Below are 23101 nucleotides of genomic sequence, written 5' to 3'. Positions count from 1 at the left end.
GGCGAACTGTCGTGCTACAGCGCTACTTGTCGGCGCGCACCGGGATGTCGAGGACGACCTGCGTGCCGCGCTCCGGTGCCCGCACCATGTCGAACGTGCCGCCCATCTCGCCCTCGACCAGAGTGCGGACGATCTGCAGGCCGAGGTTGCCCGAGCGGTGCGGATCGAAGCCGTCGGGCAGACCGACGCCGTCGTCCTGGACGGTGATGAGGAGCCGGGCGTCCTTGCTGGTCCCGCCGCGCACCGCGGAGACCTCGACCGTGCCGGTGTCGCCTTCCTGGAAGCCGTGTTCCAGGGCGTTCTGCAGCACTTCCGTAAGGACCATCGACAGCGGGGTCGCGACCTCCGCGTCCAGGATGCCGAAGCGTCCGGTGCGCCGGCCGGTGACCTTGCCCGGCGAGATCTCCGCCACCATCGCGAGGACACGGTCGGCGATCTCGTCGAACTCCACGCGCTCGTCCAGGTTCTGGGACAGCGTCTCGTGCACGATGGCGATGGAGCCCACGCGGCGTACGGCCTCTTCGAGGGCTTCGCGGCCGGTGGCGGAGTCGATGCGGCGCGCCTGCAGGCGCAGGAGTGCGGCGACCGTCTGGAGGTTGTTCTTCACCCGGTGGTGGATCTCCCGGATGGTCGCGTCCTTGGTGATCAACTCCCGCTCGCGGCGACGCAGTTCGGTGACGTCGCGCAGGAGTACGAGCGATCCGATGCGGGGCCCCTTCGGCTTGAGCGGGATCGCGCGGAGCTGGATCACGCCGTCGCCGCCCTCGATCTCGAACTCGCGGGGCGCCCAGCCGCTGGCGACCTTGGCGAGCGCCTCGTCCACCGGGCCGCGGGACGGGGCGAGTTCGGCGGTCGCCGTGCCGAGGTGATGGCCGACCAGGTCGGCGGCGAGGCCGAGGCGGTGGTAGGCGGAGAGCGCGTTCGGCGACGCGTACTGGACGATGCCGTCGGCATCGAGCCGGAGCAGACCGTCGCCCACGCGCGGGGACGCGTCCATGTCGACCTGCTGGCCGGGGAACGGAAAGGACCCGGCGGCGATCATCTGGGCCAGGTCGGACGCCGACTGGAGATAGGTCAGTTCCAGCCGGGACGGGGTGCGCACCGTGAGCAGGTTCGTGTTGCGGGCGATGACCCCCAGGACACGGCCTTCCCTGCGTACGGGGATGGACTCGACCCGCACCGGGACCTCTTCGCGCCACTCGGGGTCGCCCTCGCGCACGATGCGGCCCTCGTCCAGGGCGGCGTCGAGCAGCGGGCGGCGGCCGCGCGGGACGAGGTGGCCGACCATGTCGTCCTGGTAGGAGGTGGGCCCGGTGTTGGGCCGCATCTGCGCCACGGAGACATAGCGGGTGCCGTCGCGCGTGGGGACCCACAGCACGAGGTCGGCGAAGGAGAGGTCGGAGAGCAGTTGCCACTCCGAGACCAGCAGATGCAGCCACTCGAGATCGGAGTCACCGAGAGCGGTGTGCTGGCGTACGAGGTCGTTCATGGAGGGCACGTGTGCGAGCGTACCTGGCACGTCCGGCGGGCCCGCTCCGGGAGATCCCCGACGAGCCGCGGCGCCAGGGCGGGACCCTCAACCCACCCACGGCACCGCAGCCCTTCAGGAACACCGACCACCGGAATGTGCGGTACCGGACGGTCGATCGGAGGATCCGACACGGTCAGGGCAGAGAGTGCCGGTTCCTCGGTCCGCCCTCCTGTGCGGGAAGGACGGATGCTTTACCAACGCATTGTGGACTAGACCATTCTCCTGTGTCTACGCGTCGGCAGATGTTTGTTGTTGTCTCTTTCTCTCACTCGCCGCTCGGCGGACTCCTGCCGCCCAGCGGACTTATACACCGGGCCAGACCCGCATGGCCAGCTCGGCGACCGCCTCCAGCTGCTGTCGGCTCGCGCCGTCGCGGGACTGCTGGGACATGCCCTGCAGCACGGCTCCGGTGTAGTGGGCCAGGGCAGGGGCGTCGGTCTCCGGGGGGAGCTCGCCGGTGGCGACGGCGGCCCTGATGCGGGACTCGATGGCGCTGACATTGGCGTTGCGCCGGTCACGCAGGGCGGCCTCGACCTCCGGCGTCGCGCAGTTCGTCGCGGCGCAGATGACCAGGCAGCCGTGGGGGTGGCCGGCTTCCGTGTACTTGTCGGCGGCCTCGAACAGCATCCGCTCGACTCCGCCGCGGACGGTGGGTTCCTCCGCGAAGGCGCGGTCACTGAAGGAGCCGTGCGTCTGCCCGTACAGCAGCACGACCTCCTCGAACAGTGACTGCTTGTCACCGAAGGCCGCGTACATGCTCGGGGCGCCGATGCCCATCGCGCGGGTGAGGTCCGTGACCGATGTCGCCTCGTACCCCTGATCCCAGAAGGTGCGAAGCGCCTGCTCCAGCGCGGTCTCGCGGTCGAAGGAGCGGGGGCGCCCGCGCTGTTTCGTCGCCATGGAGTGAATTATATAGCGGCCGCTAGAAAAACGGCCGGGAGTCCGCTACGGTTCTTTCTGTAGCGACCACTAGAGAAATAGGGGGCGGCTCTCATGAGCGCACTTGCGGGGAACCTGGCGGGGAAGACGGCGCTGGTCACGGGCGGTAGCCGCGGCATCGGGCGGGGCATCGCCGAGCGGCTGGGGCGGGACGGCGCGCGGGTCGCGGTGCATTACGGCAGCAACGAGACGGCGGCGAAGGAGACGGTCACCGCCATCGAGGAGGCGGGCGGCTCCGCCTTCGCGTTCGGCACGGAGCTGGGCGTCCCCGGCGACGCCGAGGCGCTCTGGGCCGAGTTCGACCGGCATGCCGACGGACTGGACATCCTGGTGAACAACGCGGGCATCGGGCTGTACGGCCTCGTGGGCGAGGTCCAGGAGGCGGATTACGACCGGGTGTTCGCGGTCAATGTGAAGGCACCCTTCTTCATCATTCAAAAGGGACTCGACCGGCTGCGCGACGGCGGCCGGATCATCAACATCTCCTCGGGCGTCACCCGCATCGCCTTCCCGATCACGATCGGTTACTCGATGACGAAGGGTGCGCTGAACGTCCTGACGCACACCCTGGCGCAGGACCTGGGCCCGCGCGGAATCACGGTCAACTCGGTGGCGCCGGGGATCATCGAGACCGAGATGATGGACGGGCTTCCCGAGGAGCGGCGCGCGGAGATGGCCGGTTACTCGACCTTCGACCGCATAGGCCAGCCCCGGGACGTGGCGGACATCGTCGCCTTCGTCGCCTCGGACGACGCGCGCTGGATCACCGGTCAGCTGATCGACGCGACGGGAGGGTCGGTCCTGGGAGTGTGAGGAGCTTCGGGGGCGCCTGTGCCGTGCCGACGGGCGGGGGCGGGCCGGAGAGCCGAGCATGGAAGGCGGGAACTTGAAGCCCGGGAACCTGGGGCTCGTACGGGCCAGCTCTGCTAGATTGGTCTATACCACATAGTCCCCCGTGGGTTCTCTCTCCAGACCCGTGAGCCCCCCTCCAGATCGGCAGGCCCAGCGTGGAAGTTGTCATCGTCCCGGACGCCAAGGCAGGCGGCGAGCTCATCGCGGAGGCCATGGCCGCCCTGGTGCGCCGTAAGCCTGACGCCCTGCTCGGTGTCGCCACCGGATCCACCCCGCTGCCCATCTACGAAGCCCTGGCCGCCAAGGTCGGCTCCGGTGCCGTGGATGCCTCGCGGGCGCGGATCTGCCAGCTCGACGAGTACGTGGGGCTGCCCGCCGGGCACCCCGAGTCCTACCGCTCCGTGGTGCTGCGTGAGGTCGTCGAGCCGCTGGGGCTCAGCGAGAAGTCCTTCATGGGGCCCGACGGCAGCGCGCAGGACGTGCAGGCGGCGTGCGAGGCGTACGACCAGGCGCTCGCGGACGCCGGGGGTGTGGATCTCCAACTGCTCGGGATCGGCACGGACGGGCACATCGGGTTCAACGAACCGTGCTCCTCGCTCGCCTCGCGCACGCGGATCAAGACGCTGACGAACCAGACGCGGGTGGACAACGCGCGGTTCTTCGACGGCGACATCGAGCAGGTGCCGCACCATGTGATCACGCAGGGGATCGGGACGATCCTCGAGGCGCGGCACCTCGTGCTCCTCGCCACCGGTGAGGGCAAGGCGGACGCGGTCGCCGCGACGGTGGAGGGGCCGGTGGCCGCGGTGGTGCCGGCTTCGGCTCTGCAGTTGCACCGGCACGCGACCGTGGTCGTGGACGAGGCCGCCGCTTCCAAGCTGAAGCTTGGGGAGTACTTCCGGGCCACGTATGCGGCGAAGCCGGCCTGGCAGGGGATTTAGGCGGAAGCGGCGTGACGGAAGGTGCCGGGGACCCCCTGCTGGGGATCCCCGGCACCTTTCGTTTGTGGTCTCTCCGCGAGTGAGTGGGGGCTGGGCTCGCAGTTCCCCGCTCCCCTTCGGGGCGCTTGCTAGGCCCCTGTGATGACCTCTGCCGCCGCCAGGCCGCAGACCCGTGCCGCGCCGTGTGTGGCGATGTGGAGGGAGCCCGTCGGGGCTGACTGCGGGACGCCCATCTCGACCACGATCGTGTCCGGGCGGGTGGTCAGCAGGGTGTTCAGGGACTCCGCCATCCACGCGTGGCGGTGGGCGTCGCGGACGACGGCCACGATCCGCCGCTCCCCCGCCTCCGCGAGGGCCAGCGCACCCGCGTCCGCGCCCGTGAAGCTGCCCGTCTCGGTGCCCGGGAGCAGGCGCTCCAGCTCCGCGGCCACACCCCACGGGGTCTCGTCGCCCACCGCGATGTTGGCCAGCGGGGTGAAGGCGGCGACGAACGGAGCCTCGGTGAGCGGGGCCGCGTAGGACTCGCCCCGGGTGACCGTCAGGGCGCGGCGGGCCGCGACCAGGCCGATCTCGGTGCCGGGCGCGCCCCCCGAACGCTCGGCCGCGCCCGACACCGAAGTCCAGTGGGCAAGGGCCCGCACCCGCGTGGCCGCGTCGGCGAGGCGCTCCTCGGAGAGCTCGCCCGTGCGGACGGCGCCGACCAGCGCGTCGCGAAGCCGCAGGACCGTCTCGTCGTCCGCGAGGCCGCCGCCCACGCAGATCGCGTCGGCGCCCGCGGCGATGGCGAGGACGCTGCCGCGCTCGATGCCGTACGTGGCGGAGATGGCCTGCATCTCCATGCCGTCCGTGACGATCAGGCCGTCGAAGCCGAGTTCCTCGCGCAGGATGCCGGTCAGGATGCGGCGGGAGAGCGTCGCCGGGTACTCCGCGTCCAGGGACGGCACGAGGATGTGCGCGCTCATCACGGCCCGCGTGCCCGCGGCGATCGCCGCCCGGAACGGCGCCAGGTCACGCGCCCGGAGCACCTCCGGGTCCACCCCGATGCGCGGCACGTCATGGTGCGAGTCGACCGCGGTGTCGCCGTGCCCGGGGAAGTGCTTGGTGCAGGCGGCGACGCCCGCGGACTGCAGGCCCTCGACGTACGCGGCGGTGTGCCGGGCCACCAGGAGCGGGTCGGCGCCGAAGGACCGTACGCCGATCACGGGGTTGTCGGGGTTGGAGTTGACGTCGGCGGACGGCGCCCAGTTGAGGTTGACGCCGCACGCGGCGAGCCGGCGGCCCAGCTCGGCGGCCACGTCACGGGTGAGCGCCGTGTCGTCGACCGCGCCGAGGGCGTGGTTGCCGGGGAAGGAGGAGCCGGAGCGGACCTCCAGGCGGGTCACGTCACCGCCCTCCTCGTCGATGGCGACCAGGACGTCGTCGCGCTCGGCGCGCAACTGTGCCGTCAGTGCGGCCAGCTGTTCGGGCGAGGCGATGTTGCGGCCGAAGAGCCCGACCGAGGCGAGGCCTTCACCGATCCTGCGGAGCAGCCAGTCGGGCGCGCTTGTCCCGACGAAGCCGGGCTGCAGGACGGTCAGGGCATCCCGGGTGAGGGTGTCGGTGGGGCTGGTGAGTGTCGTCATATGGCGGTTATCCCTTCACGGCGCCGTCGGTCAGACCGCTGACGGCCCTGCGCTGCAGGAAGACGAAGAGGACGAGGATCGGGATGGCGAAGAGCGAGGCGGCGGCCATGGTGGCACCCCAGTCGTCGCCGTAGACGGACTGGAAACCGGAGAGCCACACCGGGAGCGTCTTGGCCTCCGCCTCCTTGTTGAGGACAAGGACGAGCGGGAATTCGTTCCAGGCGGTGATGAAACCGAAGAGCGAGGTCGACATCAGGCCCGGCGCGAGCAGCGGCAGGATCACCCTGCGGAACGCCTGCATCCGTGAGCAGCCGTCGACCATCGCCGACTCCTCCAGCTCACGCGGCACCGCGGCGACGAAGCCGCGCAGCGTCAGGAGCGTGAAGGGCAGGATCATCACCATGTAGAAGAGGGTGAGCGGAACCAGGCTGTTCAGCATGTCGGCGTCGCGCACGATGATGTAGATCGCGATGACCATGACTTCCCAGGGCGCCATCTGGGCCAGCATGAAGCCGATGATGAAGCCCTTGCGGCCCTTGAAGCGCATGCGGGCGAGCGCGAACGCCGACGCGAGGCCGATGATCAGCGAGAAGATCACGGCGAGCACCGTGACGGTGACGGAGTTGCCCACCATCGTCCAGAAGTGATCGGCGTTGACGGCCGTCTTGAAGTGCTCGAACGTCGCGTCGGTCGGGATCCATACCGGGTCCTCGCTGATGATGTCGCCGGTCGGCTTGAAGGCCGTGGCGAACATCCAGTAGACCGGGAAGACGAGGCCGATGAAGAGAACGACGGCCACCGCGTTGGGCCAGATGCGACGGACCACCGACGAACGCGACGACCTCGACGAAGCGATGCGGTTCACAGCTCGTCCTCCTCTTGCTTGAGCACGATCCGCAGGTAGAACGCGGTCAGGGCCAGCAGGATGACGATGGTGAGCAGCGCGATCGCCGCACCCATGCCGAAGTGCTGGTTGCCCATGCCCTCGATGTAGGCGTAGACGGGCAGGATCTCGGTGAGCCGGTCCGGGCCGCCCTCGTTGAGCGCCATGACCTGCGCGAACGCCTTGAAGACCCAGATGATCTCCAGGAACGTCGTCGCGTAGAGGAAGGGCCGCAGATAAGGCAGCGTGACGTTCGTGAAGCGCTTCCAGGCGCCGGCGCCGTCGAGCGACGCGGCCTCGTAGAGCTCTTTGGGGATCGTCGTCGTCGCGGCGTACAGATTGATCGCCACGAAGGGGATCGACTGCCAGACGATCAGGACGATGACCACGAAGAACGTGGAGTACTGGCTGCCCATCCAGTCGTAGTCGGCCATCGAGTGCCAGCCGGCCTTGTCGAGGACCCAGTTGACGACGCCGAAGCGCTGGGCGAACAGCCACTGGTAGACGGTCGTCGCCGCGATGACCGGCATGGCCCAGGCGAGCACGAGTCCGACCAGGAGGAACGTCCGCATCCGCTTGCCGAGCCGCGCGAGCAGCAGGCCTATCAGCGTGCCGAGCAGCATGATCAGCGCGACGTTGACCGCGGTGAAGGCGATCGAGCGGCCTGTGACCCGCCAGAAGTCCTCGCCGCTGAGGACCTCCTTGAAGTTGTCGATCCCGTTCCACTCCGTGAGGTGGAGGATGAACTGCCTCATGTTGAGGTTCTGGAACGACAGGATCCCGTTGTTGACCAACGGCCAGCCGAGGAACAGCAGGGTGGCCGCGACCGCGGGAAGCAGTAGCAGGTAGGGCCCAAGCGACCGGGCCCGTGTGCGGGGCTCGCCCGGATCCTTCGGCCTACTGTCCGATTTCAGATCCTCCGTCGGGCCGGAGGGCGGCCGTTCGGTCTGCACGGTCATGCTTGCCATCTCTTTCGTGGGCATCGCGGAACGCAGCGCTGAGCCGGGGCAGCGGGCCCGGGGGCGGATGACACCCCGGGCCCGAAGTCCCCGGCGTAAGCGCGTCCTTACTGCTTCTGCGACAGGCGCTTGTTGAACTCGCCCTCGACCTGCTTGGCGGCTTCGTCGTTCGACTTACCGTTCAGCACCGCGGTCATGTAGTTCTTGATCGGGTTCGGCGGGTTCTCCACCGCGGCCCACTCGGGGATCAGCGGGGTCGTGCCGCCGCCGGCGGTGGCGGGCGCCGCGGCCTCGGCGGCCGCGTTGCCCTTGAGCTGAGCCTCCAGGGCCTTCTTGTTCGGGATGACGCCGCTTTCCTTGGCGAGCGCGCCCTCGAACTTGTCCGACAGCGCGATCTTCAGGAACTCCTTGGCGAGGTCCTGCTTCTTGCTGGTCGCGGCGACGGCGAGGTTCGAGCCGCCGAGGAAGACACCCTCGGGCTTGGCGGCGGTGGCGCCGGGGATCGTGAAGTAACCGATGTCCTTCTCGATCTTCGGGTTGGCCTTGATCGCCGTCGCGGCCTCCCAGCTCATGCCGATGAAGGCGCCGGTCTTGCCCTTGGCGAAGACCTCGGCCTGCTGCGGGGTGGCCTCGTCCTTGTTCTTGGGAGCCTTGGAGAGGTCCGCGAACTGCTTGTACGTCTTCATGGCCTTGGCGACCTTGGGGTCGGCCAGGTTGGAGACGTACTTGTCGCCGTCCTTCTTGACCAGCTCGGCGCCCTCACCGATGGTCAGGCCGACGAAGTGGTACCAGTTCTGGCCGGGCAGGTAGATCGGCTCGGCCTCGGTCTTGGAACCGATCGTCTTGAGGTCCTTGAGGAACTCCGCGCGGGTCTTGGGGGTCTCCTTGATGCCGGCGTCGGCCCAGACCTTCTTGTTGTAGATCACCACGCGGTTCAGGACGAACCACGGGGCGGCGTACTGCTTGCCGTCCACGACCGAGGACTTGTTGATCGACTCGGTCCAGTCGGCGCCGAGCCCCTCCTTGAGGTCACCGAGTTCGGCGAGGCCACCCGTCTTGGCGTAGGCGGCGGTCTGGGTGTTGCCGATCTCGAAGACGTCCGGCGGGTTCTCCTCGGAGAGGGCCGTGGTCAGCTTCTGCTGGATGCCGTTCCACTGCTGGACTTCGAGCTTCAGCTTGGCGCCGGTCTTCTTCTCGAAGGCCGCCTTGACGTCCTTGGTCCAGCCTTCGGGCGTGGAGCCGTCCATCGCCCAGAGCGTCAGGGTCTCCCCCTTGAAGCCGTCCGCTCCGGCCTTCTTGTCGTCGCTGTCGTCGCTGCCACAGGCCGCGATCGAGACCAACATGCCCGCGACACCGATGGCCGCTATGAGCTTGCGCTTCACGTCACCCTCCTCAAGGGATGCCAGTCAACCCCCCACCCGCAGCGACCAAATGGACCGAGATCTGCCCGTGGGACTGGAACCTGGTCTTTAATGGTGTAGACCAGTACGGGGAGCTTGGCCTAGACCTTTAGGGGTGTCAAGGGTGTATAAGAAGGGCTGTCAGGTCCGTTATCGGACCGACACCTGAGCGGGCACAGTCTGCTCAGCCCGGTACGTGCCACGATGTGAGCCGCGACAGACGGAGGAGCCGGTGACGGCAGCAGCACAGGAGCCGGGAAGGCAGAGCATGGGCACCGAGGCAAGCAGTACAGAGACCGACGCGGGCGCGGCCCCGAGCGTCGGCCGCACCGCGCGCGTGCCCAAGTACTACCGCCTGAAGCGGCACTTGCTCGACATGACGGAGACGCTGCCGCCCGGTACCCCGGTCCCGCCGGAGCGCACGCTCGCCGCCGAGTTCGACACCTCGCGCACGACGGTGCGCCAGGCCCTGCAGGAGCTGGTCGTCGAGGGCCGCCTGGAGCGGATCCAGGGCAAGGGCACCTTCGTGGCCAAGCCGAAGGTCTCCCAGGCGCTCCAACTCACCTCGTACACCGAGGACATGAGGGCCCAGGGCCTGGAGCCGACCTCACAGCTCCTGGACATCGGCTACATCACCGCCGACGACACCCTCGCGGGGCTCCTCGACATCAGTACGGGCGGCCGGGTGCTCAGGATCGAGCGCCTGAGGCTCGCCAACGGCGAGGCGATGGCCATCGAGACGACGCACCTGTCGGCCAAGCGCTTCCCGGCCCTGCGCCGCTCCCTGGTGAAGTACACCTCGCTCTACACCGCACTCGCCGAGGTGTACGACGTCCACCTCGCGGAGGCCGAGGAGACCATCGAGACCTCCCTGGCGACCCCGCGCGAGGCGGGCCTGCTCGGCACGGACGTGGGCCTGCCGATGCTGCTCCTGTCGCGGCACTCCCTGGACGGCGGCGGCCAGCCCGTGGAGTGGGTCCGTTCGGTGTACCGCGGCGACCGCTACAAGTTCGTGGCCCGCCTCAAGCGCCCCACGGAGTGATCCGGCACCCGGCGGCCTGATCCTCTTCCGGGGGTCTGGCGCCGGGAACCGTGCTGCTCTACGTTCCTCCCGTCATCGCATGATGAACGGGAGGACGACCCGGTGCGCACAGCGAATCCCCGATCCATCGTCATCTGGTCCCTCGTCGCGCTGGTGGGCGCCGCGGGGTGGACCGTGCTCGCGCTCGCGCGGGACGAGGAGGTGTCGGCGGCCTGGATGGTGGCCGCGGCCCTCGGCTCGTACGCCATCGCCTATCGCTTCTACTCCAAGTTCATCGTCGAACGCGCCCTGAAGGTCGACAAGAAGCGGGCCACCCCGGCCGAGCGCCTGGACAACGGCATCGACTTCCACCCGACCGACCGCCGCGTCCTGCTCGGCCATCACTTCGCGGCGATCGCGGGCGCGGGCCCGCTGGTGGGGCCCGTACTGGCCGCGCAGATGGGGTATCTGCCGGGCACGATCTGGATCATCGTCGGGGTGATCTTCGCGGGCGCCGTACAGGACATGGTTGTCCTCTTCTTCTCCACCCGGCGCGACGGCAAGTCGCTCGGCCAGATGGCGCGCGAGGAGATCGGCCCCTTCGGCGGGGCCGCCGCGCTGCTCGCCGCGTTCGCCATCATGATCATCCTGCTCGGGGTACTCGCCCTCGTCATCGTCAACGCGCTCGCGGACTCACCCTGGGGCACCTTCTCCATCGCGATGACCATTCCGATCGCCCTGCTCATGGGCTTCTACCTGCGGGTCCTGCGGCCGGGGCGGGTCAGCGAGGTCTCCCTCATCGGGATCGCGCTGCTGCTCCTCGCGCTCGTCGCCGGGCGCTGGGTCGCCGAGTCGTCCCTCGCGGACACCTTCACGCTCGCGCCGTCGACGCTGGTCATCTGGCTGGTGGCGTACGGATTCATCGCCTCGATCCTGCCGGTGTGGATGCTGCTCGCGCCGCGCGACTACCTCTCCACGTTCATGAAGATCGGCACGATCCTGCTGCTCGCGCTCGGCGTCGTCATCACGCTGCCGACCCTCAAGATGGACCCGGTGACCGACTTCGCCTCGCGCGGCGACGGGCCCGTCTTCGCGGGCTCGCTCTTCCCGTTCGTCTTCATCACCATCGCCTGCGGGGCCCTGTCCGGCTTCCACGCGCTGATCTCCTCGGGCACGACGCCGAAGATGATCCAGAAGGAGACGCAGGTCCGGATGATCGGCTACGGCTCCATGCTGATGGAGTCGGCCGTCGCGGTCATGGCACTCGTCGCGGCCAGCATCATCGACCCGGGGCTGTACTTCGCGATGAACGCGCCCGCGGGCGTCATCGGGGACAACGTCCAGGCCGCGAGCCAGGCGGTCGCCGGCTTCGGGTACTCCATCTCCCCCGCCGATCTCGCGCAGGCCGCCAAGAACGTCGAGGAGTCCTCGCTGCTCTCGCGGACCGGTGGCGCGCCCACGCTCGCGGTCGGCGTCTCCGAGATCTTCTCGAAGGTCACCGGCGGCTCCATGCGGGCCTTCTGGTACCACTTCGCGATCATGTTTGAGGCGCTGTTCATCCTGACCGCGCTCGACGCGGGCACCCGCGTGGGCCGCTTCATGCTCCAGGACATGCTCGGGAACGTCTACAAGCCCTTCAAGAGGGTCAGTTGGAAGCCCGGACTCATCATCACCAGCGCGGTGGTCACGGGTCTGTGGGGTTACTTCCTGTGGGTCGGCGTGCACGAGCCGCTCGGCGGGATCAACCAGCTCTTCCCGATCTTCGGCATCTCCAACCAGCTCCTCGCCGCGGTCGCCCTCGCCGTCTGCACGACGCTCCTGGTGAAGTCCGGACGCCTCAAGTGGGCCTGGATCACCGGGATTCCACTCGCCTGGGACGCGACGGTGACGCTCACCGCGAGCTGGCAGAAGGTGTTCTCCAGCGACCCGCGCGTGGGCTTCTTCCAGCAGCGCGCCAACTACCAGGACGCCATCGACGCGGGCAAAGTCCTGCCGCCCGCCAAGACCATGGACGACATGCACACCGTCGTCACCAACTCCACCGTGGACGGCGTCCTTTCGGCCGTGCTCGCCCTGCTCATCGTCATCGTGATCGCGGACGCCGCCCGGATCTGCGTGAAGCACGTCCGCAACCCGCAGTCGACGCAGCTGAGCGAGGCCGAATACGTGGAGTCCAGACTGACCGCACCGGCCGGGCTCATCCCGACCCGGGAGGAGAAGGCGGAGCTCACGAAATGACCTGGGTGCTGCGGGGGCTGCGCTGGGTCCGGTGGTACGCGCGGGAGTTGACCGACGAGTCCGCGTACGACCGGTATGTGGAGCACGCACACAAGACGCATCCGGGGGCATCCGTACCCTCCCGGAGGGAGTTCGAGCGAATGCGGACGGACCGGCAGGAGTCAGACCCGCGACAGGGGTTCCGCTGCTGCTGAGCAGGCGCGTTGACCCATCCGGCACCCATTCGGCACCCGTCCGGTATCCGGACGGGGGTTCCATAGATCAATCCTCTCGCTTAGATTTCCCGCACGTTAAAGGTGGGATAAGCGAGGGAGCGGAGCCGCGAAGTGTCAGATGCGCCTGAAGTGAGCAGACCGGTGATCACGCCGGTCCGCGTGGTCATTGCCCTCTGTCTCGTCGCGCCGTTCGTGGCGATGCTCTGGGTGAGCTCCTACGCGAAGGTCGACCCGACCTTCATCGGCATCCCGTTCTTCTACTGGTACCAGATGCTGTGGGTCCTCATCTCCACCGTGCTGACGATGATCGCCTACAAGCTGTGGCAGCGTGACCAGCGCGTCCGCAAGGCCGAGCAGGCCCAGGGGGGTGCGACCCGATGAACGTGCTCGCAGCGGACACAGGCGGCGTCAACGGCATCGCCCTCGCCGTCTTCATCTTCTTCTTCGCCGCCGTCACGGCGATGGGCTTCCTGGCCGCGCGCTGGCGCAAGGCCGAGACCGAGAGCCTGGACGAATGGGGCCTGGGCGGCCGGTCGTTCGGCACCTGGGTCACGTGGTTCCTGCTCGGCGGTGACCTGTACACGGCGTACACCTTCGTGGCCGTCCCGGCGGCGATCTACGCGGCGGGCGCGGCCGGCTTCTTCGCGGTGCCGTACACGATCCTCGTCTACCCGCTGATCTTCACCTTCCTGCCGCGCCTCTGGTCCGTCTCGCACAAGCACGGCTACGTGACCACGTCCGACTTCGTGCGCGGGCGCTTCGGCTCGAAGGGGCTCTCGCTGGCCGTCGCGGTCACCGGCATCCTCGCCACGATGCCGTACATCGCGCTCCAGCTGGTCGGCATCCAGGCCGTGCTCGACGTCATGGGCGTCGGCGGCGGTCCGGACACCAACTGGTTCATCAAGGACCTGCCGCTCCTGATCGCGTTCGCGGTGCTCGCCGCGTACACCTACTCGTCCGGTCTTCGCGCCCCCGCGCTGATCGCGTTCGTGAAGGACGGTCTGATCTACCTCGTCATCGCCGTCGCGATCATCTACATCCCGATCAAGCTCGGCGGGTTCGACGAGATCTTCCGGGCGGCGAGCGACAAGTTCTCGGCGACCAACGAAGCCGCGGGCAAGCCCGTCGCGGGCCTCGCGCCGGGCGAGGCCGGGCAGTGGACGTACGCCACGCTCGCGCTCGGCTCCGCGCTCGCGCTGTTCATGTATCCGCACTCGATCACGGCGACGCTCTCCTCCAAGAGCCGCAACGTGATCCGCCGCAACACCACGATCCTGCCGCTCTACTCGCTGATGCTGGGCCTGCTCGCGCTGCTCGGCTTCATGGCGATCGCGGCCGGGGTGAAGGTGGAGAACGGGCAGCTGGCGATTCCGCAGCTGTTCGAGAACATGTTCCCCGACTGGTTCACGGGCGTCGCGTTCGCGGCGATCGGCATCGGCGCGCTCGTGCCGGCGGCCATCATGTCGATCGCGGCCGCGAATCTCTTCACCCGGAACATCTACAAGGACTTCCTCAAGCCGGACGCGACCCCGCAGCAGGAGATGAAGGTCTCCAAGCTGGTCTCGCTCCTGGTGAAGGTCGGCGCGCTCGCCTTCGTCCTCACCATGGACAAGACGGTCGCGATCAACTTCCAGCTCCTGGGCGGCATCTGGATCCTCCAGACGATGCCCGCGCTGGTCGGCGGCCTGTTCACGCGGTGGTTCCACCGCTGGGCGCTGCTCGCCGGCTGGGCGATCGGCATGATCTACGGCACGGTCGCCGCGTACGGTGTCGCGTCGCCGACGCAGAAGCACTTCGGCGGCTCGTCCGACGAGATCCCCGGCATCGGTGAGATCGGTTACATCGGCCTCACGGCGTTCGTCCTGAACGTGGTGGTCACCGTGGTCATGACCTTCGTCCTGCGCGCCATGAAGGCCCCTGACGGCATCGACGAGACGTCTCCCGGGGACTACACGGCGGACGCGGGCGACCCGGGTGTCGTGGAGGAGCTGCCGCCGGCCACGGCGGGAGCGCCGGGCGGGCACTGAGCCTCTCTCCGAACGCGGTACCCAACACGCGGCGCGGGCCGCCGGATTCCTCCGGCGGCCCGCGCCGCGTATGTGTGCACCGACACAAGATGTGGGGCTGCCGCTCAGAGCCAGCACAAGATGTATGCTCGTGCTCGCTGTCGCCGCAGGGGAATCCGGTGCAAGTCCGGAACTGTCCCGCAACGGTGTACGAGTACGCATTTGTCGTGCTCTCCAGTCCGAAGACCTGTCGGCAGCGCGCCCGTTCCGACCGGTCCGGGTGCCAACGTCGTCCGGGCCTCGTGGAATGGGCTGGTGGACGCGGAGCGCAGCCCTGCCCAGGGGCGGGCGCCCGTGTGTCACTCATCCCTCCGCGGGCCCAGAGCCGAGCGAGGGAGTGCTCCACGTGACCATCGCGCCAGCCGAACCTGCGTCAGCGCAGACCACCGACGGTCAGCAGACCGCCGACGGCCCAGGAACCGCGCTGCTGCGTACCCTGACCGACCTCACCGCCGACCTCCCCGACGCCGACCCCGGCAGAGTCGCCGCCGCCGCGCTGCGCGGCCGCTCGGCCCGCGCGGACCTGGCGGAGCTGCGGGAGCTGGCGACCGAGGCGGCCGCGGGGCTCATCTCCGAGGACCCGACGTACTCGCAGCTCGCGGCCAGGCTGCTCAGCCTCAGCATCCGTGACGAGGCCGCGTCGCAGGGCGTGCGCTCCTTCTCCGACTCGGTCGCCGTGGGACACCGCGAGGGCCTGATCGCGGACCGCACCGCCGCGTTCGTCACCGACCACGCGGAGCGCCTCGACGGTCTCGTGGAGGCCGCCCTGGAGGACGGCGCCGACTTCCGGTTCGGCTACTTCGGCCTGCGCACCCTGCACAGCCGCTATCTGCTCCGGCACCCGATCACCCGGCACGTCATCGAGACCCCGCAGCACTTCATGCTGCGCGTCGCGAGCGGCCTCGCCGAGGACGGCAGCGTCCGCGCCCTGGACGAGGTCGCCTCCCTGTACCGCCTGATGAGCCGTCTGGACTACCTGCCGTCCTCGCCGACGCTCTTCAACTCCGGCACCCGGCACCCGCAGATGTCCTCCTGCTACCTCCTCGACTCGCCCCTGGACGAGCTGGACTCCATCTACGACCGCTACCACCAGGTCGCGCGCCTCTCCAAGCACGCGGGCGGCATCGGCCTCTCGTACTCACGCATCCGCGCCCGCGGTTCGCTGATCCGCGGAACGAACGGCCACTCCAACGGCATCGTGCCGTTCCTCAAGACCCTGGACGCCTCCGTCGCCGCCGTGAACCAGGGCGGGCGGCGCAAGGGCGCGGCCGCGGTCTACCTGGAGACCTGGCACTCCGACATCGAGGAGTTCCTGGAGCTGCGCGACAACACGGGCGAGGACCAGCGGCGCACGCACAACCTCAACCTCGCGCACTGGATCCCGGACGAGTTCATGCGCCGGGTCGCCGCCGACCAGGACTGGTCGCTGTTCTCGCCGGCCGACGTGCCCGAGTTCGTCGACCTGTGGGGCGACGCGTTCGACGCCGCCTACCGCAAGGCCGAGGCCGCCGGGCTCGCCCGCAAGACCATCCCGGCCCGCGACCTCTACGGCCGCATGATGCGCACCCTCGCGCAGACCGGCAACGGCTGGATGACGTTCAAGGACGCCGCCAACCGCACCGCCAACCAGACGGCGGAGCCCGGCCACACGGTCCACTCCTCCAACCTCTGCACGGAGATCCTGGAGGTGACGGACGACGGGGAGACGGCCGTCTGCAACCTGGGCTCGGTGAACCTCGGCGCGTTCGTGGACACGGACGCCGGTGACATCGACTGGCAGCGGCTCGACGAGACCGTCCGCACCGCCGTCACCTTCCTCGACCGGGTGGTCGACATCAACTTCTACCCGACCGAGCAGGCCGGGCGCTCCAATGCCCGGTGGCGTCCGGTGGGCCTGGGCGCCATGGGTCTGCAGGACGTCTTCTTCCAGCTGAAGCTGCCCTTCGACTCCCCCGCCGCGCGTGCCCTCTCCACCCGCATCGCCGAGCGGATCATGCTCGCCGCGTACGAGGCGTCCGCCGACCTCGCCGAGCGCAATGGCCCGCTGCCCGCCTGGGAGAAGACCCGCACCGCGCGCGGCGTCCTGCACCCCGACCACTACGGCGTCGAGCTGACCTGGCCGGAGCGCTGGGCCGCGCTGCGGGAACGTATCGCCGCGACCGGCATGCGCAACTCGCTGCTTCTCGCCATCGCGCCGACCGCCACCATCGCGTCCATCGCGGGCGTCTACGAGTGCATCGAGCCGCAGGTCTCCAACCTCTTCAAGCGCGAGACGCTGAGCGGTGAGTTCCTCCAGGTCAACTCCTACCTGGTGCAGGAGCTGAAACGGCTCGGCGTCTGGGACGCCCAGACCCGCGAGGCGCTGCGCGAGGCCAACGGCTCCGTGCAGGGCTTCAGCTGGATCCCGGCCGAGGTGCGCGACCTCTACCGCACCGCGTGGGAGATCCCGCAGCGCGGCCTGATCGACATGGCCGCCGCGCGCACGCCGTTCCTGGACCAGGCGCAGTCCTTGAACCTGTTCCTGGAGACGCCGACCATCGGCAAGCTCTCCTCGATGTACGCGTACGCCTGGCAGCAGGGTCTGAAGACCACGTACTACCTGCGTTCGCGCCCGGCGACCCGCATCGCCCGCGCGGCGGCCGGCCAGACCGCCGAAGCCGCCCCCGCCCCTGTACCTGCGCAGGCAACAGCCGAAGAAGCCGTCGCCTGCTCCCTGGAAAACCCCGAGTCCTGCGAGGCCTGCCAGTAATGAGCTCCACCACGAACGCCGAGAAGAACCTCCTCGACCCGGGCTTCGAGCTGACCCTGCGCCCCATGCGCTACCCGGACTTCTACGAGCGCTACCGGGACGCGATCAAGAACACCTGGACCGTCGAGGAGGTCGACCTCCACTCGGACGTCGCCGACCTCGCCAAGCTCTCGCCGGGCGAGCAGCACATGATCGGCCGTCTGGTCGCGTTCTTCGCGACCGGCGACTCGATCGTCTCCAACAACCTGGTGCTCACGCTCTACAAGCACATCAACTCCCCCGAGGCGCGGCTCTACTTGAGCCGTCAGCTCTTCGAGGAGGCCGTGCACGTCCAGTTCTATCTGACGCTGCTCGACACCTATCTGCCCGACCCGGAGGACCGCGCCGCGGCCTTCGACGCGGTGGAGGAGATCCCCTCCATCCGTGAGAAGGCCGAGTTCTGCTTCCGGTGGATGGACTCCGTCGAGAAGATGGACCGCCTGGAGAGCAAGGCCGACCGGCGCCGCTTCCTGCTGAACCTGATCTGCTTCGCCGCGTGCATCGAGGGGCTCTTCTTCTACGGTGCCTTCGCGTACGTCTACTGGTTCCGCTCACGCGGTCTGCTGCACGGCCTGGCCACCGGCACCAACTGGGTGTTCCGCGACGAGACGATGCACATGAGCTTCGCCTTCGACGTCGTCGACACCGTCCGCAAGGAGGAGCCCGAGCTCTTCGACGACGCGCTGCAGACGCAGGTCACGGACATGCTCAAGGAAGCCGTGGAGGCCGAGCTGCAGTTCGCGCGCGACCTGTGCGGCGAGGGCCTGCCGGGCATGAACACCGACTCGATGCGTGAATACCTGCAGTGCGTCGCCGACCAGCGGCTCCAGCGCCTCGGCTTCGCGCCGGTCTACGGCTCCTCAAACCCGTTCTCCTTCATGGAGCTTCAGGGAGTCCAGGAGCTGACCAACTTCTTCGAGCGGCGCCCTTCGGCCTACCAGGTCGCGGTCGAGGGTTCGGTCTCCTTCGACGACGAGTTCTAGGGCCGCCCGCCCCTCCGGGCTGCGCGGGGCGCGTTCCGCCTCGCGCAGCTCGCGGTCGATCCGGCGGTCGTGGACGTACCCGACGAGCGAGGGTGCGGCCAGCAGGAGGAGGACGGTCAGGACGGTCGCGTAATCGGTGATTGCGTTCATGTCCTCACTGTCCTGCGGGCCGGACGGAAGCGTCAGTGGCAGGACTGCCACACAGCATCGACTTACTGCCAACCCTGCGGCAGACTGGCAGGCATGCTGAGGACCGGCGCTCTGAAGAACGTGGCCGTCGTGCTGCTCGACGGCGTGAATCCCTTCGAACTCGGTGTCGTCTGCGAGGTGTTCGGCCTCGACCGCAGCGACGAGGACCTGCCCGTGTACGACTTCGCGGTGGTCGCCGCGGAGAGCGGGCCGCTGCGCAACCACGCCGGGTTCTCGATCTCCACCCCGTACGGCCTCGACCGGCTCGAAGAGGCCGATCTCATCGCCGTTCCCGCAGGTCAGTCGTTCGTGGACCGCGACTTCCCGGAGGAGCTGCTCGACGCCCTGCGCCGCGCGGTGGACCGTGGGGCGCGCGTCCTCTCGGTCTGCTCCGGCGTCTTCGTCCTCGGCGCGGCGGGCCTGCTCGATGGCCGCCGCTGCGCCGTGCACTGGCGGCACGCCACGGAGCTCGCGGTGCGCCATCCACGCGCCGAGGTCGAGCCCGACGTCCTGTACGTCGACGAGGGCCCGGTCATCACCTCGGCGGGCACCGCGGCCGGCATCGACGCCTGCCTGCACATCGTGCGCCAGGAGCACGGCACCGAGGTCGCCAACGCCATCGCCCGGCGCATGGTCGTACCGCCCCATCGCGATGGTGGCCAGGCCCAGTTCGTGGAGCGTCCGCTGCCGCGCACGGCGTGCGACACCGTGGGCGGGGTGCTCGCCTGGATGGAGCGCCATCTGGACGCGGACATCACCATCGAGCAGCTCGCCGACCGCGCCCACATGTCGCCGCGCACCTTCGCGCGCCGTTTCCAGCAGGAGACGGGCACCACGCCCTACCGCTGGCTCCTGCGCCAACGCGTGCTCCTGGCGCAGGAGTTGCTGGAAGGCTCGGACGAGACCGTGGAGGCGATCGCCGGGCGTGCCGGCTTCGGCAACGCGGCGGCGATGCGCCACCAGTTCCTGCGGGCGCTCGGCACCACGCCGAACGCCTACCGCCGCACCTTCCGCGGACCGGCCGTCAGCGCCTCTCGGCCCGGAGAACGGCCCTCTTCGGCTGTAGCGTGATGCCGATCCTCGCGTCGGCGTCGGTCTCCGCGACCGGCGTCAGGTGCCACTTCGGGGCCACCGTCGCCAGGATGATGGCGAGTTCCGCCAGGCTGAAATGGTCTCCCGGGCACTTGCGGTTACCGGTACCGAACGGCATCATCGCGAACTCCGGTACGTCGCCCGCGCGTTCCGGATTCCAGCGGTCCGGGTCGAACTCCAGGTGCTGCTCGAAGGAACGCGGATCGCGTTGCATCGCGTACACGCTGTAGACGATGTCGGCTCCGGCCGGAATGCGGTAGCCGCCCAGGTTGGTTTCTCCCACCGACCTGCGGGTGAATATCCAGGCGGCCGGTTGTATGCGCATGGCCTCGGTGACGACATTCCGGGTGTGCGGAAGGTCGCTCAGGTCGGCGAATGTGATCTCCCGATCCGGCGCGACGGCATTTACTTCTTCAACCAATCGCCTTTCCTGCGCGGGGTGTTCGGCCAGCAGCTGGAACGTCCACGCCAAGGTCGACGCGATATTCTCGGCACCCGCCACGACAAGCGAGATCACATGGTCGTGAACCTCCTGATCGCTGAGCGGCTGCCCTGATTCATCGCGCGCCCGCAGCATTTCGGCCAACAGATCGTCCTGGCCCTCACCCGCCGCCCTGCCTTCGGCGATGATCTCGTCGACCAGGGAGTGCAGATCGGCGAGCGCGCTCTGGAAGCGGCGGTTCCCCTGGGTCGGCACGCGGTACAGCGGCCCGACCGAGAGGACCATCCTGCGGTAGAGCCCCTCGAAGACGGTGTGCAGTGATTCGGCGATGCGGTCCGCCTTCTCACTGATCGCGTCGACCTCAAGGAGCGAGCGGGACACGATGCGCACGGCGGTGCGGAACATCTCCGCGTTGATGTCGACCGTGTCGCCCGGCCGCCACCGCGCGGCCGTCATACGGGCCTCCTCCTCCATCACCTTGGCGTAACCGGCGATCCGCTCGGGCCTGAACGCGGGCTGCATCATGCGCCGCTGCCGCCGGTGGGTCTTGCCGTTGCTGGTCGCCACGCCCTTGCCGAGGAGGACCTCCAGGGTCTCCCAGAGCGGCCCTCCGACGATGTAGTCGGGGCTCCGCAGCAGCTGCCCGACCAGCTCCGGGTCGCAGACCGCGTACGCCGTCTTGGGTCCCAGCCTGATGCGTACGAGATCACCATGATCCCTTAGCGCGGCGAGGAAGCCGAGGGGGTCGCGCACCAGGTTCCAGGCGTGGCCGATGAGCGGTGCTCCGCCGCTGACGAGCGGTGGAGTCATTGTCGCGGGTATGGCGGATTCGACGCTCATTCCTCACCTACCAAGTCAGTTTCGGCCAAGTCACTGATTGCCGCGTCGCTCACATACGGGGGAATGGACCGGTCGTCCCAGGAGTCCACCCGATAGCGTCCGGATTCGTGATGGAACCAGTACACGGAAGAGAACCAGTTCCGCATGTTGGCGATGCACGATTCCACCGCGTCCGCGAGCGTCCTGCCCTGCACGCTCCCGTCGGCCAATTGCCCGGCGAGACTCAGCACTTCCTTTTCCGCGACGAGGAAATCCGAAATGCATCGGGTCACTCGCCGGTGAACCTCGGCCACGGCTTCTTCGAGGGAAAGCCCCTCGTGCTGGATCAGACTGATCCCGAGATTGTGCAGTTCATCTCCCGCGAGTTCTTTGGGGAGTGAACACAGGTCGTTGTACCAGGCGGAGAAATCCTGTGTGGCGAGCGCCGCCCGCCGGTATGCGGGATGCTTGCGCACCGCCGTCGGCAGCTCGTGGCGCGCCGTGGGCTCCAGCAGGTCGATCCACGTCCAGTGGGCGAACGTCAGCCTGCGCAGCTCGATGTAGGCCTCGACCGTCGGGACCGTGCCGGTCCTGCGGTTCCTGAACTCCAGGTCGTACGCCTCGATCACGCTGTGGAAATGCCGGGCGAACCGGGCGTTCCAGCTGGCCCCGAGGTGCGAGTACAGCCGGAGGACACAGTCCGCGAACCCCGCGACCAGAGGGTCGCGGTGGCGCAGTTGTTGCCGGGGGGACCGGAGCGTCTCGTGGAGCCCGCGGCACAGTCTGCGCCACTGCGCGGCCCTGCCGTGCACCGAGTCGCGGTCGTGCCGGTCGTCCCACGCGAAGAACCAACTGCTGAGGTCGGCTATCGCGCTGAGCAACTCGTCGGGGGCGCCAATGTAGTAGCCGGCGACCAGGTCCGTGTAGCAGAGGCTGTCCGCGTACCGCTCGACCTTGTCCGCGGGCATGAGGCGCATTTCGCGCAGCCACGTCCTGGACTTCTCCTGGAGCTGCGGCCAATACGGATGCAGTTGTCGAGGAAACTCTGACTCGATCACCGGAAGCACCAACGCCGGTGGCACAGATACCGCCCGTGCATGTGTCTGTGTCGGTGAAATGCCATGTGAATATGCAGGCACGGACAAACCCCTCTCAGCCGCGTGAGGACGTACGCCCCTCCCGCCGTACCGGGCGCGCGCCGTTGTGTATCCCCGCGCTTTCCATTCAGCACCACAACTGACCGTTCAGGGAACAGATTTGCGCCATTCACTACCCCCCAGTGCCGAGAAAATCCCTGTACGTGACTGATTCTGGATCATCAGACGCCTGTTTCGATCGCACAGCTGACCGGTTCCGGTCGGTTCATGCGAACGGCCCCTGGCCGGGAAGGAGTTCCCGGCCAGGGGCCGCAGGTGACTCGCGGGGCGCGCGAGTGAGGAGTCGACTAGGCGTTCGGCACCACGGGGTAGCGCGGAGTGCCTTCCTCCATCTGCCGCAGCGCGTCCTTGCGGTCGCGCTTGGAGAGGCGGTCGATGTAGAGGTAGCCGTACAGGTGGTCCGTCTCGTGCTGGAGGCAGCGGGAGAAGTAGCCGGTGCCCCGCACCTTGACGGGGTTGCCCTTCTCGTCCTGCCCGGTGACCTCGGCGTAGTCCGGGCGGGCCAGGTCGGCGTAGGCCGTCGGCACGGAGAGGCAGCCCTCGCCCGCCTCGTCCAGACGGCGCCTGTCGGCGGGGAGCTCGCGCACCACGGGGTTGCAGACCACGCCGACGTGGCGCACGCCCTCGTCGTCCATGCAGTCGTAGACGAAGACCTTCAGGTCGACGCCGATCTGGTTGGCCGCGAGGCCCACGCCCTGGGCGGTCCGCTGGCTGGCGAACATGTCGTCGACGAGCTTCGCGAGCTCGTCGTCGAAGGCGGTGACGTCCTTGCACTCCTTGTGCAGCACAGGGTTGCCGACGACCGTGATGGGCCGGGACGTGCCGCGCTCGCGGTAGGCCGTCTCACGCTCCTCGCAGTCCTCGGTGTCGATGACGAAGCCCTCGTCGTCGACGGGGAGCACCCCGCCCGAGAACTGCTGCTCAGTGTCCTGCGCCATTGTCCGACGTACGCCTTCCTGGGAAC

At 68.5% G+C, this 23101-nt stretch carries 19 protein-coding genes and 1 riboswitch; of the genes, 10 read left to right on the top strand and 9 right to left on the bottom strand.

Going from position 1 to position 23101, the window contains the following annotated elements:
• Positions 1-22 precede the first annotated feature (22 nt).
• Together AB0E78_RS18500 and AB0E78_RS18495 are read right to left on the bottom strand one after the other, a co-directional pair.
• The gene (locus tag AB0E78_RS18500; protein WP_160510515.1) at positions 23-1489 is read right to left on the bottom strand and encodes a PAS domain-containing sensor histidine kinase; all 1467 of its coding nucleotides are present in this window, start codon (positions 1487-1489) and stop codon (positions 23-25) included.
• A gap of 345 nt (positions 1490-1834) precedes the next feature.
• Positions 1835-2431, bottom strand: a complete 597-nt coding sequence (locus tag AB0E78_RS18495) for a TetR/AcrR family transcriptional regulator (RefSeq protein ID WP_361833445.1) — start codon at positions 2429-2431, stop codon at positions 1835-1837.
• A 93-nt stretch (positions 2432-2524) separates the two neighbouring features.
• On the opposite strand from AB0E78_RS18495, the gene AB0E78_RS18490 reads away from it, so the two are divergent.
• Both AB0E78_RS18490 and nagB read left to right on the top strand, forming a co-directional pair.
• On the top strand, positions 2525-3283 hold the full coding sequence (locus tag AB0E78_RS18490) for an SDR family oxidoreductase (protein WP_361833443.1): 759 nt from the start codon (positions 2525-2527) through the stop codon (positions 3281-3283).
• Positions 3284-3477: 194 nt separating this feature from the next.
• Positions 3478-4263 (top strand): glucosamine-6-phosphate deaminase, encoded by a 786-nt coding sequence (gene nagB, locus AB0E78_RS18485; protein WP_361833441.1) that lies wholly within the window; start codon positions 3478-3480, stop codon positions 4261-4263.
• 128 nt (positions 4264-4391) lie between these two features.
• On the opposite strand, the gene AB0E78_RS18480 is transcribed toward nagB, so the two are convergent.
• The 4 genes from AB0E78_RS18480 to AB0E78_RS18465 form a co-directional block, all read right to left on the bottom strand.
• Complete coding sequence (locus AB0E78_RS18480) at positions 4392-5885, bottom strand: glycoside hydrolase family 3 protein (RefSeq protein WP_361833439.1); 1494 nt, start codon at positions 5883-5885, stop codon at positions 4392-4394.
• Positions 5886-5892: 7 nt separating this feature from the next.
• Positions 5893-6750 (bottom strand): carbohydrate ABC transporter permease, encoded by an 858-nt coding sequence (locus tag AB0E78_RS18475; RefSeq protein ID WP_361833437.1) that lies wholly within the window; start codon positions 6748-6750, stop codon positions 5893-5895.
• The gene (locus AB0E78_RS18470; protein ID WP_361833435.1) at positions 6747-7727 is read right to left on the bottom strand and encodes a sugar ABC transporter permease; all 981 of its coding nucleotides are present in this window, start codon (positions 7725-7727) and stop codon (positions 6747-6749) included. The genes AB0E78_RS18475 and AB0E78_RS18470 overlap by 4 nt, the downstream gene beginning before the upstream one ends.
• A 107-nt stretch (positions 7728-7834) precedes the next feature.
• Positions 7835-9109 carry an extracellular solute-binding protein gene (locus AB0E78_RS18465; protein ID WP_361833433.1) on the bottom strand — a complete coding sequence of 425 codons (1275 nt, stop codon included), beginning with the start codon at positions 9107-9109 and terminating at the stop codon, positions 7835-7837.
• Positions 9110-9395: 286 nt separating this feature from the next.
• Between AB0E78_RS18465 and AB0E78_RS18460 the strand changes: the two genes are divergently transcribed.
• The 8 genes from AB0E78_RS18460 (at position 9396) to AB0E78_RS18425 (ending at position 19698) form a co-directional block, all read left to right on the top strand.
• Entirely contained in the window at positions 9396-10169 is a 774-nt protein-coding gene (locus AB0E78_RS18460; RefSeq protein WP_361833803.1) for a GntR family transcriptional regulator, read from the top strand.
• A gap of 102 nt (positions 10170-10271) precedes the next feature.
• On the top strand, positions 10272-12386 hold the full coding sequence (locus tag AB0E78_RS18455) for a carbon starvation CstA family protein (RefSeq protein WP_361833431.1): 2115 nt from the start codon (positions 10272-10274) through the stop codon (positions 12384-12386).
• Positions 12383-12580, top strand: coding sequence for a YbdD/YjiX family protein (locus tag AB0E78_RS18450; RefSeq protein WP_361833429.1), 198 nt, complete (start codon positions 12383-12385; stop codon positions 12578-12580). The genes AB0E78_RS18455 and AB0E78_RS18450 overlap by 4 nt, the downstream gene beginning before the upstream one ends.
• A gap of 132 nt (positions 12581-12712) precedes the next feature.
• A complete protein-coding gene (locus AB0E78_RS18445; protein WP_361833427.1) occupies positions 12713-12982 on the top strand; it encodes a DUF3311 domain-containing protein in 270 nt (89 codons plus the stop codon).
• Positions 12979-14628 carry a monocarboxylate uptake permease MctP gene (mctP, locus tag AB0E78_RS18440; RefSeq protein WP_361833425.1) on the top strand — a complete coding sequence of 550 codons (1650 nt, stop codon included), beginning with the start codon at positions 12979-12981 and terminating at the stop codon, positions 14626-14628. The genes AB0E78_RS18445 and mctP overlap by 4 nt, the downstream gene beginning before the upstream one ends.
• Before the next feature lie 111 nt (positions 14629-14739).
• Positions 14740-14877, top strand: a riboswitch (cobalamin riboswitch).
• Positions 14878-15013: 136 nt separating this feature from the next.
• Positions 15014-17416, top strand: coding sequence for a ribonucleoside-diphosphate reductase subunit alpha (locus AB0E78_RS18435; RefSeq protein WP_361833423.1), 2403 nt, complete (start codon positions 15014-15016; stop codon positions 17414-17416).
• Positions 17416-18438: a ribonucleotide-diphosphate reductase subunit beta gene (locus tag AB0E78_RS18430; RefSeq protein WP_361833421.1), complete on the top strand. Its 1023-nt coding sequence runs from the start codon at positions 17416-17418 to the stop codon at positions 18436-18438. The genes AB0E78_RS18435 and AB0E78_RS18430 overlap by 1 nt, the downstream gene beginning before the upstream one ends.
• A 243-nt stretch (positions 18439-18681) precedes the next feature.
• Complete coding sequence (locus AB0E78_RS18425) at positions 18682-19698, top strand: helix-turn-helix domain-containing protein (RefSeq protein WP_361833419.1); 1017 nt, start codon at positions 18682-18684, stop codon at positions 19696-19698.
• Here the strand turns inward: AB0E78_RS18425 and AB0E78_RS18420 are convergent.
• The 3 genes from AB0E78_RS18420 to def form a co-directional block, all read right to left on the bottom strand.
• Positions 19652-20971, bottom strand: a complete 1320-nt coding sequence (locus AB0E78_RS18420) for a cytochrome P450 (RefSeq protein ID WP_361833417.1) — start codon at positions 20969-20971, stop codon at positions 19652-19654. The genes AB0E78_RS18425 and AB0E78_RS18420 overlap by 47 nt on opposite strands.
• 26 nt (positions 20972-20997) lie before the next feature.
• A complete protein-coding gene (cyc1, locus tag AB0E78_RS18415; RefSeq protein ID WP_361833801.1) occupies positions 20998-22119 on the bottom strand; it encodes an epi-isozizaene synthase in 1122 nt (373 codons plus the stop codon).
• Between the two features lie 305 nt (positions 22120-22424).
• Positions 22425-23075, bottom strand: coding sequence for a peptide deformylase (def, locus tag AB0E78_RS18410; protein ID WP_361833415.1), 651 nt, complete (start codon positions 23073-23075; stop codon positions 22425-22427).
• Positions 23076-23101 lie beyond the last annotated feature (26 nt).

It is taken from the genome of Streptomyces sp. NPDC032198 (assembly GCF_040636975.1).
In the GTDB taxonomy this organism is placed as follows: Bacteria; Actinomycetota; Actinomycetes; order Streptomycetales; family Streptomycetaceae; genus Streptomyces.
This window is presented reverse-complemented; position numbering and strand designations above follow the sequence as displayed.